The sequence below is a fragment of the Streptomyces sp. NPDC101219 genome, from assembly GCF_044767675.1.
Taxonomy (GTDB): Bacteria; Actinomycetota; Actinomycetes; order Streptomycetales; family Streptomycetaceae; genus Streptomyces.
Genome location: NZ_JBIWOK010000002.1, coordinates 147,229 through 163,146, shown reverse-complemented (window position 1 = coordinate 163,146; position 15,918 = coordinate 147,229). Strand labels below are relative to the sequence as shown.

The following is a 15,918-nucleotide window of genomic DNA, read 5'->3' as shown; positions in this document are numbered from 1 at the left end:
GCCCGCACCGTCGCTACCGGCCCCCGGAGACCTCCGCGGACGGCGGTTCGTTGCTGCCGGGGCGGGCCCGGACCTCCTCGGTGCACTCGTAACGGCGCGGCGGCTCCTCGCCGGGCCCGGCGAGCACCACCGAGCCGTCGCCCTCGGCCGCGGCGGAGTCGGAGAAGGTGCACACGACCTGCGCGAGCGCGAACGACGTGAGGCTGCCGGGGGCGGTGCTGAGCCGCAGGGTGTCCTCCGGGTCCCCGGGGCGCGGCCCGCGCACGGTCGTCCCGGCCGGTACGTGCGTGGTGTAACCGGCCTGCTTCTCGGCGGCGGTCGGCGGGGCCGACAGCGCGTCCAGCAGGCCCTGGGCCACCCGCGCGCGCCGCCCGTCGTCCGCCGCGCCGTCCGGCACCCGTACGGTCCGGTCGACGGCCGCCAGCGACGAGCCGCACAGCAGGAACATGCGCACCGGCAGGCCCGCCCCGGCCCGTGTCGTGACGTCCGGTTCGGTCAGGGAGCAGCGCACCCGGGAGGGCGCCGGACCGAAGTCGGTGGGCACTTCCGTGGCCCGGATCCCGCAGCCGGTGGCCAGGAGACCGAGCGCGGCGGCGGCGAGCAGCCCTCTCATACGGCGTACGTTCATCCGGCGTTCCCCTCGGCGCCCCCGCCCCGGCCGGCGGACTTCCGCGTGCCGTCCGGCACGTCCCCGTTCTTCTTCTTCCCCTCGCCCTCGCCCCCGCCGCCGGGGGCGTCCGCGTCGTCCCGCTCGGTCAGCGCGGTGGCGTCCCGGGGCAGCCGCAGGGTGAACACCGCGCCGCCCTCCTCCGGGTCGTTGACCGCGGTGATCTCGCCGCCGTGGATGTGGGCGTTCTCCAGGGCGATGGACAGGCCCAGACCGCTGCCCTCGGACCGCGGCCGGGAGGCGCTGGCCTTGTAGAAGCGGTCGAACACGTGCGGCAGGACCTCCTCGGGGATGCCCGGCCCGTGGTCGCGTACCTCGATGACCACCGCTCCGCCGTCCTCGGCACCCTCCTCGCGCTCCTCGCGGACCGCCACCCGCACCGGCGAACCGCCGTGCTTGAGGGCGTTGCCGATGAGGTTGGCCAGGATGACGTCCAGCCGGCGGGGGTCGATACGGGCGTGGATGCCGCGTTCGGCGTCCAGGTCCACCGCGTCCAGCCAGGCCCGGGCGTCGATGCAGGCGGTGATCTGGTCGGCGACGTCGACGTCGTCGAGGACCAGCCGGGCGGTGCCCGCGTCGAAGCGGGTCACCTCCATCAGGTTCTCCACCAGGTCGTTCAGCCGCCGCGTCTCGCTGACCACCAGCCGTACCGCGGGCTCGATCATCGGGTCGATGCCGCCGCCCTCGAACTCCAGCTCCTCCTCGAGGACTTCGGTCACGGCGGTGATCGCGGTCAGCGGGGTGCGCAGCTCGTGGCTCATGTCGGCCACGAACCGGCGGGACGCCTCGTCGCGGGCCGCCATGTCGGCCACCCGTTTCTCCAGCGCCTCCGCGGCCTTGTTGAACGTGCGGGACAGATCGGCCAGTTCGTCGGTCCCGGACACCCTGAGCCGGGTGTCCAGCCGTCCCTCGCCGAGCCGCCGCGCGGCCACCCCGAGCCGCTGCACGGGCTTGAGGACCGTGGTCGCGGCGGCCTGCGCGAGCAGGGCGGAGCCGATGAGCGCCAGTCCGGTGGCGATCCCCAGTGACCAGGCCAGCGAGTTGAGGTCCTTGGCCTCCGGCTCCAGCGACTTGAGCATGTAGCCGGTCGGCCCGCCGCCGATCATCCGGGCACCCGCCACCAGGTAGGGGGTGTCGTCCTCGACGATCCGCTGCCAGTACATGCGGTACGGGTGCTTGTTGGTCGAGGTGATCTTCTGCTGCTCGGCCACCGCGGTGCGCAGCGACTCGGGCACGTCCTGCAGCGAGAAGCCGTTCAGCCCGCCCGAACTGCCGTACACCGTGCGGCCCTCGGGGTTCTCGGCGACCAGCAGCACCGTGAAGCGCTGACTGCTGTTGGCCATCTGCCCGGCGGTGTGCTGGAGTTCGTCCTGCGTCGGGTGCTCGGGCAGGGCGCCCGCCCGGGTCTGCATCGCCTGCTCGAAGTCCCGGAGCACGGCGTCCTGGGTGCGGGTGAGCACCGCCTCCCGGTTGAGCCAGTACGCGATGCCGGACGCGGACACCGCGGCGGTGAGCGCGACCAGCGCGAAGACGAGGACGAGGCGCAGCCGGAGGCTGGTCAGGCGCAGCCGGGCCCACACTCCCTTGCGTGCCGCGGACCAGCGGCGGGATCCCCCCTGGTGTTCCTGGGTCACTGAGGCGGGTCCAGCCGGTAGCCGACACCGCGCACGGTACGGATCAGCGTCGGGGACGACGGCACGTCCTCGACCTTGGCGCGCAGCCGCTGGACACACGCGTCCACCAGGCGCGAGTCGCCCAGGTAGTCGTGCTCCCACACCAGCCGCAGCAACTGCTGCCGGGACAGGGCCTGGCCCGGCCGCCGGCTCAGTTCGAGCAGCAGGCGCAGCTCGGTCGGCGTCAGCTGGAGGTCCTCGCCGTTCTTCGTCACGGTCATCGCCGACCGGTCGATGACGAGGCTGCCGAAGGTCGCCGAGTCGCTGGACTCCCTCTCGCCGCGTCGCAGCACCGCCCGGATCCGGGCGTCCAGCACCCGGCCCTGCACGGGCTTGACGACGTAGTCGTCGGCGCCGGACTCCAGCCCGACCACCACGTCGATGTCGTCGTTGCGCGCGGTGAGCAGGATGATCGGCAACTGGTCGGTGCGCCGGATGCGCCGGCACACCTCGAAGCCGTCGATGCCGGGCAGCATCACATCCAGCACGATCAGATCCGGGCGCTGCTCGCGCAGCAGCTTCAGACCGTCCTCACCGCTGGCAGCAGTCGCCACCCGGTGTCCCTGGCGCGTCAGAGAGAGCTCCAGGGCCGTACGGATGGCGTCGTCGTCCTCGATCAGCAACAGGGAAGGCACGGGCTCATTCTGGCCCATGGAGGGCTTCCGGTTCGACCCGCGCACGCAGATGCCCGTTGGACCCGCATAAAGGCGGCTACGTGCACCGACTCCCGTGAAGATCGTGTGCCCGCGGGGTGCCCGGCTCCTGTGACAGGTCTGTGACAGTCGGCGGACACGGCCATGAAGTGGGTTCGGCAAGCTACTCGGCACAGGCAAGAACAGCACCGGGGAACCGGAAGTCCACGACGGGGGGCGCGAGATGAACACGCTGCACGGCTCTGGCACCAGCGCAGTGATCACGCGTCTGCACGATGTGCACCGGGGTGCTGCCGAGAAGTCCGGTGCCGTGTCCAAGCGGGGGTGCTCGCACGGCACCGGGCGTCACACCGCCTACATGACGGTGGTGGACGCGCCGACGGGGGAGGCACACGGGGGAAGCGCGTACGGGGAGGGCTCGGGGGAGCGTCGCTCGCCGTCGGAGGCGGAGTTCACCGCCTACGTCCAGGAGCGCCGCGCCTCCCTGTACGCCACCGCCTACCACCTGACCGGTGACCGTTTCGAGGCCGAGGACCTGCTGCAGAGCGCGCTGTTCTCGACCTACCGGGCGTGGGACCGGATCAGCGACAAGGCGGCGGTCGGCGGATACCTCCGCCGCACCATGACGAACCTGCACATCAGCGCCTGGCGGCGCCGCAAGCTCAACGAGTACCCGACCGAGGAACTGCCGGAGACGGCCGGTGACACGGACGCGATGCGCGGCACCGAGCTGCGCGCCGTCCTGTGGCAGGCGCTGGCCCGGCTGCCCGAGCTCCAGCGCACCATGCTGGTCCTGCGCTACTACGAGGGCCGCACGGACCCGGAGATCGCGGACATCCTCGGCATCAGTGTCGGCACGGTGAAGTCCAGCATCTGGCGGTCGCTCCGCCGGCTGCGCGAGGACGAGGTCCTCAGCTTCGGCCGTGACGAGGAGAGCGCCTTCGGCGAGCTGGTCGCCTGAAGGTCCGGGGGGACCGGCGGGGGACACGGGACCGGAGGATCGGGGGATCCGACGGTTCCGGGAGACCGGTCACCGGGGGGACCGCGGGGACGCCGGGGGGCGTCACCGCACACGGGGGGGGGGACCTCAAGGGGGTCACGGGGGACCCTGGGGGATCCGGGGGGATCCCACGAGGGGGGAAGCACGGGGGATAAACACGGGGGAGCACAAAGGAGCGGGACTGGAGGGCCGGGGGGTCCGTCCAGTCCCGTTTCCGTGTGTGCGGGGCCTTCGGCCGCCCCCGTGGCTACGCCGGTGCGCCGGAGCCGGTCGGCGTGCCCGTGCCCGTCCTGGAACGGCCTGCTGCCGCCGCCGCGTTCAGCCGGCCCAGCGCCTCGTCCCGGTCGCAGGCGTGGGCGCCCAGCGCCGTCTGGCGGGCGACGATGGACCGCTCCAGGCGCATCAGGCGCCAGCCGCGGCGCAGCAGGAACGGCACCGACTTGCGGCTCTCGCGCAGGTCCCGCAGGAAGCGGCGGCGGAACGTCGTCACCGGGCCCCGGCTCAGGCACAGCGCGTCGGCCAGCAGGCCCGCCTCCCGGCAGCGCGTGACGATCTCCGCGGCGAATACGCCCTCGGCGATGAACAGCGGCGCGCCGCCGATGTCGACGGTGTCCTCGCCGGTGCGGGCGCTCAGCGAGATGTCGTAGACGGGGATGCCGGTGCGGCCCGTGCGGCACAGCCGTTCGATCGCGGCGACGGCGGTGTCCGCGTCCCAGGAGCCGGGGTGGTCCCAGTCGATGTCGGAACTGCGCGCGACCAGCGGGAGCGTCGGGTCGTCGCCCTCCTTGTAGAAGTCGTCGAGGCGCAGCACCGGAAGGCCGGAACGGGCCGCGAGGAGGGACTTGCCGGAGCCTGAGGGGCCGCAGAGCAGCACGACACGCGCGGATACGGGCGACTGGGAACTCACGGAACACCATTGTGCGGCAGCGGGCGGGCCCCGGGCGACCTCGCGGGTCGGCTTTGATGCGCGCGTCACACCTCAACTACGCTGCGCGTCGACCCGTTTACGCAGTGCAGGCAAGTGAAGGCAAGAGGTGGCAGCAGCGATGGCCCGACACGTCTCCCCGAAGAAGCCGACCGTCCGACGCGCGCTCGCGGTCCTGTCCGTCGCGGGCGCGGCCCTCGGCGCGGGGGCCGGCGCGGCGGCGGCGGACACCGAGCCGCTGCTGGGCGTGGCCGAGAGCCGCCCCACCTCGCTCGGGGACGTCGACCCGCAGGCCGGGCTCCAGGCGCTGACCGGCACCGTCGGGTACGTCACCGGCCCGGTCGCGGGCCTGAAGCCCAACCCGCTGGCCGGCACCGGGGTCGACCCGCTCGACAACGGGGTGGGCACCCAGCTCGCCGACTTCCAGCCGCTGACCTCGCAGGCGCTGACCGGCCCGGTGGCGCAGGCCCCGTCGGTCGACAGCATCCCCGTGGTCGGCCAGGTGACCGGACTGCTCGGCGGCTGACCCCCGGGTGCGCTGAGCCCCGGGTGTGCGAAGAGCCGCGCCCCTCCCGGACGGAGGAAGAGCGCGGCTCTCCGGCTGTGGGGGGTGGGTCAGTAGGCGGAGCCGGAGGCGCCCAGCGAGCCCGTCGGGTGCCAGACCGTCTTGGTCTCCAGGAAGGCCGTCATGCGGTCCGTGCCGGGCGTCGCCGCCCAGTCGTCCACAGGCTGTGGACGCAGCACCCGCTTGAGGTTGTCGGCCGCCGCGGTCTCCAGCTCCTTCGCCAGCACCTCGTCGGCGCCCGCGAGGTCGATCGCGTTGACGTCCTGGTGCGCGGCCAGCGGCGCGGCGATCTCCGCCGTGCGGCCGGAGAGGATGTTGACCACACCGCCGGGGAGGTCGGAGGTGGCCAGCACCTCGCCCAGCGACAGGGCGGGCAGCGGGGCCCGCTCCGAGGCGACCACGACCGCCGTGTTACCGGTGGCGATCACCGGGGCGACGACCGATACCAGGCCCAGGAAGGACGACTCCTGCGGGGCCAGCACGGCGACGACGCCCGTCGGCTCGGGGGACGACAGGTTGAAGTACGGGCCCGCGACCGGGTTGCCGCCCCCGGTCACCTGGGCGATCTTGTCGGTCCAGCCCGCGTACCAGACCCAGCGGTCGATCGCCGCGTCCACCTGGTCGGCTGCCTTGGACTTCGACAGCCCCTCGGCCGCCGCGACCTCGCGGACGTACTGCTCGCGGCGGCCCTCCAGCATCTCGGCGACGCGGTACAGGATCTGGCCCCGGTTGTACGCGGTCGCGCCGGACCAGCCGCCGAACGCCTTGCGCGCGGCGGACACCGCGTCCCGGGCGTCCTTGCGGGAGGCCTGCGGGGCGTTCGCCAGCCACGTGCCCTTGGAGTCGGTCACCTCGTACACCCGGCCGCTCTCCGAACGCGGGAACTTCCCGCCGACGTACAGCTTGTAGGTCTTGAAGACACTGAGTCGCGGGTCAGACATCGAGGTACGCCTCCAGGCCGTGTCGGCCGCCCTCGCGGCCGTAGCCCGACTCCTTGTACCCGCCGAACGGCGAGGTCGGGTCGAACTTGTTGAACGTGTTGGACCAGACGACACCCGCCCGGAGCTTGTTCGCCACGGCGAGGATCCGCGAGCCCTTCTCCGTCCAGATGCCCGCCGACAGGCCGTACGGCGTGTTGTTGGCCTTGGCGACGGCCTCGTCGGGGGTGCGGAAGGTGAGCACCGACAGCACCGGGCCGAAGATCTCGTCGCGGGCGACGGTGTGCGCCTGGGTGACACCGGTGAACAGCGTCGGGGCGAACCAGTAGCCGCTCTCCGGCAGGTCGCAGGGCGCGGACCAGCGCTCGGCGCCCTCCGCCTCGCCCCGCTCGACCAGCGAGGTGATCCGGCTGAGCTGCTCCTCGGAGTTGATCGCGCCGATGTCGGTGTTCTTGTCCAGCGGGTCGCCGAGGCGCAGCGTGGACAGGCGGCGCTTGAGGGCGTCCAGCACCTCGTCCTCGACCGACTCCTGCACCAGCAGGCGGGAGCCCGCGCAGCAGACCTGGCCCTGGTTGAAGAAGATGCCGTTGACGATGCCCTCGACGGCCTGGTCGACGGGGGCGTCGTCGAAGACGATGTTGGCGCCCTTGCCGCCCAGTTCCAGGGTGACCTTCTTGCGGGTGCCCGCGACGGTGCGCGCGATCTGCTTGCCGACCGCGGTGGAGCCGGTGAAGGCCACCTTGTTCACGTCGGGGTGGGCGACCAGGGCGGCTCCGGCGCGGCCGTCGCCGGTGACGATGTTGACGACGCCCCGGGGCAGGCCCGCCTGGCGGCAGACGTCCGCGAAGAACAGGGCGGACAGCGGCGTCGTCTCGGCCGGCTTGAGCACGACCGTGTTGCCGGTGGCCAGCGCCGGGGCGATCTTCCACGCCAGCATCAGCAGCGGGAAGTTCCACGGGATGACCTGGCCGGCCACGCCCAGCGGGCGCGGGTTGGCGCCATAACCGGCGTGGTCCAGCTTGTCGGCCCAGCCCGCGTAGTAGAAGAAGTGCGCGGCGACCAGCGGCAGGTCCGCGTCGCGGGTCTCCTTGATCGGCTTGCCGTTGTCCAGGGTCTCCAGGACGGCCAGCTCGCGGCTGCGCTCCTGGATGATCCGGGCGATGCGGAAGAGGTACTTCGCCCGCTCGGAGCCGGGCAGCGCGGACCACTTCTCGAACGCCTTGCGGGCGGCGCCGACCGCGCGGTCGATGTCGGCCTCGCCGGCCTCGGCGACCTCGGAGAGGACCTCCTCGGTGGCGGGGGAGACCGTCTTGAAGACCTTGCCGTCCGCGGCCTCGGCGAACTCGCCGTCGATGAACAGGCCGTAGGAGGGGGCGATGTCGACGACCGAGCGGGACTCGGGCGCCGGGGCGTACTCGAATGCGGATGCCATGGTGATCAGTCCACCGTCACGTAGTCGGGGCCGGAGTAACGGCCGGTGGCCAGCTTCTGCCGCTGCATCAGCAGGTCGTTGAGCAGCGAGGAGGCGCCGAAGCGGAACCAGTGGTTGTCCAGCCAGTCCTCGCCCGCCGTCTCGTTGACCAGGACGAGGAACTTGATGGCGTCCTTGCTGGTGCGGATGCCGCCGGCCGGCTTCACGCCGACCTGCACCCCGGTCTGGGCGCGGAAGTCGCGCACCGCCTGGAGCATCAGCAGGGTGTTGGCGGGCGTGGCGTTGACCGCCACCTTGCCGGTCGAGGTCTTGATGAAGTCGGCCCCGGCCAGCATGCCGAGCCAGCTCGCCCGGCGGATGTTGTCGTACGTGGACAGCTCGCCGGTCTCGAAGATGACCTTGAGCCGGGCGTTCGCCCCGCAGGCCTCCTTCACGGCGGTGATCTCGTCGTACACCTTCAGGTAGTTCCCCGCGAGGAACGCCCCGCGGTCGATGACCATGTCGATCTCGTCCGCACCGGCGGCGACGGCCTCGCGGACGTCGGCCAGCTTGACGGCGATCGGGGCGCGGCCCGCCGGGAAGGCGGTGGCGACGGAGGCCACCTTGACGCCGGAACCGGCCACGGCCTGCTTGGCCACGGCCACCATGTCGGGGTAGACGCAGACCGCGGCCGTGGCGGGCGCGGTGCGGTCGGTCGGGTCGGGGAGGACCGCCTTGGCGCCGAGCGCCCGGACCTTGCCCGGGGTGTCCGCGCCTTCCAGCGTCGTCAGGTCGACCATCGAGATGGCGAGGTCGATGGCGTACGCCTTCGCGGTCGTCTTGATCGAACGGGTGCCGAGCGAGGCGGCGCGCGCCTCCAGGCCGACCGCGTCGACGCCGGGCAGCCCGTGGAGGAAGCGGCGCAGCGTGCTGTCGGACGCGGTGACGTCAGCAAGTGCGTGGGGTGCAGTGGTGGGCATGGTCACCAGACGAGCATATCTACGCGCGTAGCGGCTGTACAGCCCCCGACCTCCTTCCCGTGCACGCGCGCGCGACGTGCCCGCGCGCCCGGCGGACCCCGGCGGTGGCGCGGCCCCGTCCGTCGCTCCGTCCCCGCCCGCACCTCCGTCCCCGTCCATCCCTGAGTCCTCGCTCGCAGCTCCGTCCCCACCCGCACCTCCCTGCCCGGGCGCACCGGACCGCGAGGGGAAGCCCGCCCGGCCCGTCGGGCAGAATCGCGGTATGACGACACCCGACCCCCAGCCGCCTGCCCCCGACCCCTCGCAGCCCTCCGGGACCGACGCTCCCGGGGCGGGGGACGAGGTGCACCGGTCCCACGCGGGCATCGCCGGCGGGGTCCTGCTCCTCGCCGTCTGCGCGTGGTTCGGCATCGACGCCGCCGTCCGGGGCGAGGGCCGCACCCCGTGGCTCGCGCTCGCCTCGCTGCTCGTGGCCGTACCGCTGGTCGTCGCCTTCACGGTGCGCCCCGCCGTGTACGTCAATGACGACCGGCTGCGGATCCGCAACCCCTTCCGGCTGATCGTGCTGCCCTGGGGGACGGTCGCCTCGCTGCGCTCCGGCTACTCCAACGAGGTGTTCGACGAGTCCGGCACCAAGTACCAGCTCTGGGCCCTGCCCGTGTCGCTGCGGGCCCGCAAGAAGGCGGCCCGGCGGGAGATGCGGGCGACGGGCGAGCGGGCCGAGGGCGTCGACGTGCGCCGGGCCGGACAGGCCCCGAGTGTGGGCGACGCCTTCCGGCGCGGCGGCCGGTCCTCCGCCGCCTCCGTCTCCGACGGACCGGTGCGCGGCCGCACCGACAGCGTCATGGACGACCTGCGCGCGCTGCACGAACGCCGTCAGGGCGCGGCCACCGCCCAGGGCGCACCCGTCGTGCGGTGGGCCTACGAGATCCTCGCCCCGGCGGCGGCCGGCGCGGTGCTGCTGGCAGTCCTGCTGGCGACGGGCTGACCGCCGTCACGCGCGGGTGCCGGCAGTCGCGGCGCCGCGCGGCACCGGTGGGTGCCGCGGGGCACCCACCGGAGGCGACGCGGCAGCGGGCCGGGACCGCTCCCGGCGAGCGTCCCCGGCCCGGGGGGAGGGTGCGCCGGGGCCGTCCGGTCAGATGCCGGCGGCCCGGGACAGGTCCTGCTTGAGGGCGCCCAGCAGCTCCGTCGCGCGGGCACGGGCCGCCGGCAGGCCGTCCCGGCCGTCGACCGGGACCACCACCTCCAGGTAGCACTTCAGCTTCGGCTCCGTGCCGCTGGGGCGGACGACGACCCGGGCCCCGTCCAGGGTGTAGCGCAGGCCGTCCGTCGGCGGCAGCTTCGCGGACCCCCGGGTGAGGTCCTCGGCCTCCACGACCCGCAGCCCGGCCAGCTCGGACGGGGGCCGCTCGCGCAGCCGGCCCATCGCGTCCGCGATCAGCGAGAGGTCCTCCACCCGCACCGACAGCTGGTCGGTCGCGTGCAGCCCGTGCTCCACCGCCAGGTCGTCCAGCAGGTCGAGCAGGGTGCGGCCCTCGGACTTCAGCACCGAGGCCAGCTCGGTGAGCAGCAGCGCCGCGGTGATGCCGTCCTTGTCGCGGACGCCGTCGGGGTCGACGCAGTAGCCCAGGGCCTCCTCGTAGCCGTAGCGCAGGCCGTCGACGCGGGCGATCCACTTGAACCCGGTCAGGGTCTCCTCGTACGGCAGGCCGGCCGCCTCGGCGATCCGGCCGAGCAGGGACGACGACACGATCGATTCCGCGAACGTGCCGGCCGCCCCCCGCCGCACCAGGTGCGCGGCGAGCAGCGCGCCCACCTCGTCGCCGCGCAGCATCCGCCAGTCGCCGCCGTCCTTCACGGCGGCGGCGCAGCGGTCGGCGTCCGGGTCGTTGGCGATGACCAGGTCCGGTTCGCTCGCCCGGGCCTGCGCGAAGGCCAGGTCCATCGCGCCGGGCTCCTCCGGGTTGGGGAACGCGACGGTGGGGAAATCGGGGTCGGGCTCGGCCTGCTCGGCGACCAGCACCGGCTCGGGGAAGCCGGCCCGGGCGAAGGCGGCGAGCAGCACGTCCTTGCCGACGCCGTGCATGGCCGTGTAGACGGTGCGCGCGGTGCGGGGGGAGTCCGGGGCGAGGACCGCGTCGGTGCGGGCGAGGTAGGCGTCCAGGACGCCGTCGTCCAGGGTCTCCCAGCCGTCGGCGGGACGGGGGACCGCGGCCAGCGATGTGACGGCCTCGATCTCCGCGGCGATCTCGGCGTCGGCCGGGGGCACGATCTGGGAGCCGTCGCCGAGGTACACCTTGTAGCCGTTGTCCCGGGGCGGGTTGTGGCTGGCGGTGACCTCGACCCCGGCGACCGCGCCGAGGTGGCGGATCGCGAAGGCGAGGACGGGCGTCGGCAGCGGGCGGGGCAGGACGGCCGCCCGCAGGCCGGCGCCGGTCATCACGGCGGCGGTGTCGCGCGCGAAGTCCGCCGACTTGTACCGGGCGTCGTAGCCGATGACGACGAGACCGCCGTGGTGGCCCTGCTTGCGCAGGTACGCGGCGAGACCGGCGGCGGCGCGGATCACGACCGCGCGGTTCATCCGCATCGGACCGGCCCCGAGCTCACCGCGGAGACCGGCGGTGCCGAACTGGAGGGTGCCGCCGAAGCGGTCGGCGAGTCCGGCGTGGTCCCCGGCCTCGATGAGCCGGGCGAGTTCCTCGCGGGTGTCCGCGTCGGGGTCCTCGGCGAGCCATGCCTGGGCGCGGGCGATGAGGGCGTCGTGCACGGTCGGTCAGCCTCTCGTCGTGCGGGTGGGTGTACGGGACGGGGATGCGGGTGCCCGGGCCCGCGGGGCGGGGTGCGGATCGCACCCGTCGCGGGGCTGCGGGGCGGATCCGCACCGGACCCACCCGGGGCGCGGGACGGCTGCCCGCGCCCGGCACCGCGGGGCCGGTTACAGGCGGCCGAGGACCTGGGTGAGCAGGGCGCCCATGCGGGTGGCGGAGTCGCGGCCGGCCTGGAGGACCTCCTCGTGGTTGAGGGGTTCGCCGGTCATCCCGGCGGCCAGGTTGGTCACCAGGGAGATGCCCAGGATCTCGGCGCCCGCCTCACGCGCGGCGATGGCCTCCAGCACCGTCGACATGCCCACCAGGTCCGCGCCGATGACGCGGGCCATGCGGATCTCGGCGGGGGTCTCGTAGTGCGGGCCGGGGAACTGGGCGTAGACGCCCTCCTCCAGGCTGGGGTCGATCTCCCTGCACAGGGCGCGCAGGCGCGGCGAGTAGAGATCGGTCAGGTCGACGAAGTTGGCGCCGACGATGGGGGAGGTGGCCGTGAGGTTGATGTGGTCGCTGATCAGGACCGGCTGGCCGGGGCGCATGCCCTCGCGCAGGCCGCCGCAGCCGTTGGTCAGGACGACCGTCTTGGCGCCGGCCGCGACCGCGGTGCGCACCCCGTGGGCGACGGGGGCGACCCCGCGGCCCTCGTAGTAGTGGGTGCGGCCCAGGAAGACCAGGGCCCGCTTGCTGCCGACCCGGTACGAGCGGATCTTGCCTCCGTGGCCCTCGACCGCCGGGGGCGGGAAGCCGGGCAGCTCGGTGACCTGGAACTCCGCGTCGGGCTCGCCGAGGGCGTCGACGGCCGGGGCCCAGCCGGAGCCCATCACGAGGGCGACGTCGTGGGTCTCGGCGCCCGTCAGTTCGCGCAGGCGCGCGGCGGCGGCGTCGGCTGCGGCGTACGGGTCGCCCTGGATGTCGTCCGGAAGAAGAGAAGCGTTCACCCGCACGAGAGTAGCCGGTCTTCGCCTACGCGCGTAGATGTGAAAGCTCACGGGGTGGCGATCGTTGTCTTGTCGTTTCCGACGAGAAGAGGTCAGCAGGGCCGCTTGCGCAGCTCCATCACATAGTCGTGCGGGGCGCCGGCGGACTCCGCCGCGTCGGCGATCTCGCCCAGGTAGCGGGCGGAGGGCAGGCCGCCCTCGTAGGCGTTCAGGACGTAGGTCCAGGCCCGCTCCTCGCCGTCCAGGGTGTGCACGCGGACCCGGGTGCGGCGGTAGATGCCCAGGCCGGAGCCCTCCCAGCGGTCCAGGGACTCCTCGTCCATGGGCGCGATGTCGTAGAGCGCCACGAACACCTGGGCCAGGGGGTCCTCGACCAGGGTCGCCAGCGCGCCGTCCCAGCCGATGTGCTCGCCCCCGAACGTCAGCCGCCACCCGTTGAGCCACCCGGTGGCGCGCAGCGGCGAGTGGGGTGCGCGGCGGGACATCAGCCGCGCGTCGAGGTTGCCGGCGTACGCGGCGTAGAGCGACATGAGGAGAGCGTACGGCAGCCGTCCCAGGGGCCCCCGCGGTAACAGGGCAGCCACGGCCGGGCCCCCGGGGCGGCTGCACCGTGAAGTGTGCGGGACAATGGAGTACGTGACTCGGATCGTGATCATCGGTGGCGGACCCGGCGGATACGAAGCGGCGCTGGTCGCCGCGCAGCTCGGCGCGGAGGTGACCGTCGTCGATGCCGACGGCCTGGGCGGTGCGTCGGTGCTGACCGACTGCGTGCCGTCCAAGACCCTCATCGCCACGGCGGAGGTGATGACCACCTTCGACTCCTCCTACGAGGAACTGGGCATCATCGTCGCCGACGACACCCCCCACATCGAGCAGGCCGCCCGCGTGGTCGGCGTGGACCTGGGCAAGGTCAACCGCCGGGTGAAGCGGCTGGCGCTCGCCCAGTCGCACGACATCGCCGCGTCCGTGACCCGGGCCGGCGCGCGCGTGCTGCGCGGCCGGGGCCGCCTGGAGGGCATGCAGGCCCTCGACGGCTCCCGCAAGGTCGTGGTGCGCGCCGCCGACGGCACCGAGGAGACGCTCACCGCGGACGCCGTCCTGATCGCCACCGGCGGGCACCCCCGCGAGCTGCCCGACGCCCGCCCCGACGGCGAGCGCATCCTGAACTGGACCCAGGTCTACGACCTCACCGAGCTCCCGGAGGAGCTCATCGTGGTCGGCTCGGGTGTCACCGGCGCCGAGTTCGCCGGCGCCTACCAGGCGCTCGGCTCGAGGGTGACCCTGGTGTCCTCGCGCGACCGCGTGCTGCCCGGTGAGGACCCGGACGCGGCGGCCGTGCTGGAGGACGTCTTCCGGCGCCGCGGGATGAACGTGATGGCGCGCTCGCGCGCGGCGTCCGCCAAGCGGGTCGGGGACCGGGTGGAGGTCACCCTCGCCGACGGGCGGGTCATCACCGGCTCGCACTGCCTGATGGCGGTCGGCGCGGTGCCGAACTCCGCGGGCATGGGCCTGGAGGAGGCCGGCGTCCGGCTGCGGGACTCCGGGCACATCTGGACCGACAAGGTGTCGCGGACCACCGCCCCGGGCGTGTACGCGGCCGGTGACGTCACCGGGGTGTTCGCGCTGGCGTCGGTGGCGGCGATGCAGGGCCGTATCGCGATGTACCACTTCCTCGGTGACGCCGTCGCCCCGCTGAACCTGAAGAGCGTCTCGTCCAACGTCTTCACCGATCCCGAGATCGCCACCGTCGGCTACACCCAGGCCGACGTCGACGGCGGGAAGATCGAGGCGCGCGTGGTGAAGCTGCCGCTGCTGCGCAACCCGCGCGCCAAGATGCAGGGCATCCGCGACGGCTTCGTCAAGATCTTCTGCCGGCCGGGCACCGAGATCGTCGTCGGCGGTGTGGTGGTCGCCCCCCGCGCCTCCGAGCTGATCCACCCCATCTCGCTCGCTGTGGACAACAACCTGACGGTGGAGCAGATCGCCAAGGCGTTCACCGTCTACCCGTCGCTGTCCGGGTCGATCGCGGAGGTCGCGCGGCAGCTGCACACCCGCAAGGCGGACGGCGCGGGCTGAGCACCGTCCCGCACGGCCGGAACCGACTCCCCGCGCACAGCGGGGAGTTGCGGCCGATGCGGGGGGCATAGGCGGGCGGCCTAGGCCTTATACCACTTGCCCCTGTGGTGTGCGAACAACTTCTGCTATTCAGCGCAAACTGCTGAAAGCAGACGGTCGCTGGCGTTACTGTCAGTTTCGTGTTCGCTGCAGAACGTCGCCAATTGATCCTCGAAATGGTGCGAGCGAACGGGGCCGTGTCGCTCCGTGAACTCGCCCGCGTCGTCCAGACCTCCGAAGTGACCGTACGGCGGGACGTGCGCGCGCTGGAGGCAGAAGGACTCCTCGACCGCCGGCACGGCGGTGCGGTACTGCCGGGCGGTTTCACGCGAGAGTCCGGTTTCCCGCAGAAGTCCCATCTCGCGACCGCCGAGAAGACCGCGATCGCCGACCTCGCCGCGAACTTCGTGGAAGAGGGCGAGGCCGTCGTGGTCGGTGCGGGCACCACCACACAGGAGCTGGCCCGCCGGCTCGCCCGCGTGCCGGGCCTCACCGTGGTCACCAACTCCCTGCTGGTCGCCCAGGCGCTGGCCCACGCCAACCGGGTCGAGGTCGTGATGACCGGCGGCACGCTCCGCGGCTCCAACTACGCCCTCGTGGGCAGCGGTGCCGAGCAGTCCCTCCAGGGGCTGCGGGTGTCCCGGGCCTTCCTCTCGGGGAGCGGCCTGACCGCCGAGCGGGGGCTGTCCACGTCCAACATGCTCTCGGCGTCCGTGGACCGCGCGCTGGTGCAGGCCGCGGCCGAGGTGGTGGTCCTCGCCGACCACACCAAGCTGGGCACCGACACCATGTTCCAGACCGTGCCCACGGACCTCATCACCCGCCTCGTCACGGACGAACCGCCCGCCCACGACGACCGCGCGGCCACCGAGCTCCAGGCGCTCGCCGACCAGGGCGTGCAGATCGCCGTCGCCGGCGCCCCCGGGGGGTCCACGGCCCAGGGGGGTGACGGCGGCCCGGCGCGCCGGCAGCGCCGGGACGTGCCCCTGCCCGGGCCACGCCGCCAGGGGCCCGGCCTCCGCTCGGCGGTGCCGCTGGGCGCCGACCAGCCGGAGCGCGCCCGGGTGGCGGACCTCCGCAGGCGCTGAGGGCCGACGGCGCCGGGGGTCCGCCCGCGGCACACCGGCACACCGGCACACCGGCACACCGGCACACCGGCACACCGGCACACCGGCCGACCGGACCGGCAGGGCCGCGCGGCCGCCGCACGAACGGCGGCCCCCGGCGC

15 protein-coding genes are annotated in these 15,918 nt (G+C 73.4%); 5 read left to right on the top strand and 10 right to left on the bottom strand.

The genetic code is table 11. The features are described 5' to 3' along the window. Window positions 1–13: 13 nt before the first annotated feature. Genes ACIRPP_RS03995 through afsQ1 form a run of 3 tightly spaced genes read right to left on the bottom strand, consistent with a single transcriptional unit; the run spans window position 14 to window position 2,975 of the window. On the bottom strand, window positions 14–628 hold the full coding sequence (locus ACIRPP_RS03995) for a hypothetical protein (protein ID WP_403637809.1): 615 nt from the start codon (window positions 626–628) through the stop codon (window positions 14–16). Continuing rightward, window positions 625–2,301: an ATP-binding protein gene (locus ACIRPP_RS03990; RefSeq protein ID WP_403637807.1), complete on the bottom strand. Its 1,677-nt coding sequence runs from the start codon at window positions 2,299–2,301 to the stop codon at window positions 625–627. Before ACIRPP_RS03990 ends, ACIRPP_RS03995 begins: the two co-directional genes overlap by 4 nt. Further along, window positions 2,298–2,975: a two-component system response regulator AfsQ1 gene (afsQ1, locus tag ACIRPP_RS03985; protein ID WP_024883374.1), complete on the bottom strand. Its 678-nt coding sequence runs from the start codon at window positions 2,973–2,975 to the stop codon at window positions 2,298–2,300. The genes ACIRPP_RS03990 and afsQ1 overlap by 4 nt, the downstream gene beginning before the upstream one ends. Window positions 2,976–3,216: 241 nt before the next feature. On the opposite strand from afsQ1, the gene ACIRPP_RS03980 reads away from it, so the two are divergent. After that, window positions 3,217–3,954: a SigE family RNA polymerase sigma factor gene (locus tag ACIRPP_RS03980; protein ID WP_164336453.1), complete on the top strand. Its 738-nt coding sequence runs from the start codon at window positions 3,217–3,219 to the stop codon at window positions 3,952–3,954. Window positions 3,955–4,240: 286 nt separating this feature from the next. Here the strand turns inward: ACIRPP_RS03980 and ACIRPP_RS03975 are convergent, their stop codons facing one another. Continuing rightward, on the bottom strand, window positions 4,241–4,969 hold the full coding sequence (locus ACIRPP_RS03975) for a uridine kinase (protein ID WP_403637805.1): 729 nt from the start codon (window positions 4,967–4,969) through the stop codon (window positions 4,241–4,243). A 70-nt stretch (window positions 4,970–5,039) separates the two neighbouring features. Between ACIRPP_RS03975 and ACIRPP_RS03970 the strand changes: the two genes are divergently transcribed. Further along, the gene (locus ACIRPP_RS03970; RefSeq protein WP_403637803.1) at window positions 5,040–5,444 is read left to right on the top strand and encodes a hypothetical protein; all 405 of its coding nucleotides are present in this window, start codon (window positions 5,040–5,042) and stop codon (window positions 5,442–5,444) included. Window positions 5,445–5,533: 89 nt separating this feature from the next. On the opposite strand, the gene ACIRPP_RS03965 is transcribed toward ACIRPP_RS03970, so the two are convergent. From ACIRPP_RS03965 to deoC, 3 genes are read right to left on the bottom strand one after another with little or no spacing between them, the layout of a single operon-like run. After that, window positions 5,534–6,424, bottom strand: coding sequence for an aldehyde dehydrogenase family protein (locus ACIRPP_RS03965; protein ID WP_403637801.1), 891 nt, complete (start codon window positions 6,422–6,424; stop codon window positions 5,534–5,536). Then, window positions 6,417–7,853, bottom strand: coding sequence for an aldehyde dehydrogenase family protein (locus ACIRPP_RS03960; RefSeq protein WP_403637799.1), 1,437 nt, complete (start codon window positions 7,851–7,853; stop codon window positions 6,417–6,419). Before ACIRPP_RS03960 ends, ACIRPP_RS03965 begins: the two co-directional genes overlap by 8 nt. 5 nt (window positions 7,854–7,858) lie before the next feature. Next, entirely contained in the window at window positions 7,859–8,812 is a 954-nt protein-coding gene (deoC, locus tag ACIRPP_RS03955; protein WP_403638318.1) for a deoxyribose-phosphate aldolase, read from the bottom strand. 262 nt (window positions 8,813–9,074) lie between these two features. Between deoC and ACIRPP_RS03950 the strand changes: the two genes are divergently transcribed. Continuing rightward, window positions 9,075–9,800, top strand: coding sequence for a PH domain-containing protein (locus ACIRPP_RS03950; RefSeq protein WP_403637797.1), 726 nt, complete (start codon window positions 9,075–9,077; stop codon window positions 9,798–9,800). Window positions 9,801–9,950: 150 nt separating this feature from the next. On the opposite strand, the gene ACIRPP_RS03945 is transcribed toward ACIRPP_RS03950, so the two are convergent. The 3 genes from ACIRPP_RS03945 to ACIRPP_RS03935 form a co-directional block, all read right to left on the bottom strand. Further along, complete coding sequence (locus tag ACIRPP_RS03945) at window positions 9,951–11,582, bottom strand: phospho-sugar mutase (RefSeq protein WP_403637795.1); 1,632 nt, start codon at window positions 11,580–11,582, stop codon at window positions 9,951–9,953. Window positions 11,583–11,750: 168 nt separating this feature from the next. Next, window positions 11,751–12,575 carry a purine-nucleoside phosphorylase gene (locus ACIRPP_RS03940; protein ID WP_403637793.1) on the bottom strand — a complete coding sequence of 275 codons (825 nt, stop codon included), beginning with the start codon at window positions 12,573–12,575 and terminating at the stop codon, window positions 11,751–11,753. Window positions 12,576–12,667: 92 nt separating this feature from the next. Then, on the bottom strand, window positions 12,668–13,105 hold the full coding sequence (locus ACIRPP_RS03935) for a gamma-glutamylcyclotransferase (protein ID WP_164336437.1): 438 nt from the start codon (window positions 13,103–13,105) through the stop codon (window positions 12,668–12,670). Between the two features lie 97 nt (window positions 13,106–13,202). Between ACIRPP_RS03935 and ACIRPP_RS03930 the strand changes: the two genes are divergently transcribed. Both ACIRPP_RS03930 and ACIRPP_RS03925 read left to right on the top strand, forming a co-directional pair. After that, the gene (locus ACIRPP_RS03930; RefSeq protein ID WP_403637791.1) at window positions 13,203–14,651 is read left to right on the top strand and encodes an NAD(P)H-quinone dehydrogenase; all 1,449 of its coding nucleotides are present in this window, start codon (window positions 13,203–13,205) and stop codon (window positions 14,649–14,651) included. A gap of 215 nt (window positions 14,652–14,866) precedes the next feature. Then, window positions 14,867–15,778 carry a DeoR/GlpR family DNA-binding transcription regulator gene (locus ACIRPP_RS03925; RefSeq protein ID WP_382557231.1) on the top strand — a complete coding sequence of 304 codons (912 nt, stop codon included), beginning with the start codon at window positions 14,867–14,869 and terminating at the stop codon, window positions 15,776–15,778. Window positions 15,779–15,918 lie beyond the last annotated feature (140 nt).

Bases quoted from the DNA above. Each gene is read 5' to 3' on its own strand.
- ACIRPP_RS03995 (WP_403637809.1), bottom strand. From the start codon at position 628: ATGAACGTACGCCGTATGAGAGGGCTGCTCGCCGCCGCCGCGCTCGGT.
- ACIRPP_RS03980 (WP_164336453.1), top strand. From the start codon at position 3,217: ATGAACACGCTGCACGGCTCTGGCACCAGCGCAGTGATCACGCGTCTG.
- ACIRPP_RS03970 (WP_403637803.1), top strand. From the start codon at position 5,040: ATGGCCCGACACGTCTCCCCGAAGAAGCCGACCGTCCGACGCGCGCTC.
- ACIRPP_RS03965 (WP_403637801.1), bottom strand. From the start codon at position 6,424: ATGTCTGACCCGCGACTCAGTGTCTTCAAGACCTACAAGCTGTACGTC.
- ACIRPP_RS03960 (WP_403637799.1), bottom strand. From the start codon at position 7,853: ATGGCATCCGCATTCGAGTACGCCCCGGCGCCCGAGTCCCGCTCGGTC.
- deoC (WP_403638318.1), bottom strand. From the start codon at position 8,812: ATGCCCACCACTGCACCCCACGCACTTGCTGACGTCACCGCGTCCGAC.
- ACIRPP_RS03950 (WP_403637797.1), top strand. From the start codon at position 9,075: ATGACGACACCCGACCCCCAGCCGCCTGCCCCCGACCCCTCGCAGCCC.
- ACIRPP_RS03935 (WP_164336437.1), bottom strand. From the start codon at position 13,105: ATGTCGCTCTACGCCGCGTACGCCGGCAACCTCGACGCGCGGCTGATG.
- ACIRPP_RS03930 (WP_403637791.1), top strand. From the start codon at position 13,203: ATGGAGTACGTGACTCGGATCGTGATCATCGGTGGCGGACCCGGCGGA.
- ACIRPP_RS03925 (WP_382557231.1), top strand. From the start codon at position 14,867: ATGGTGCGAGCGAACGGGGCCGTGTCGCTCCGTGAACTCGCCCGCGTC.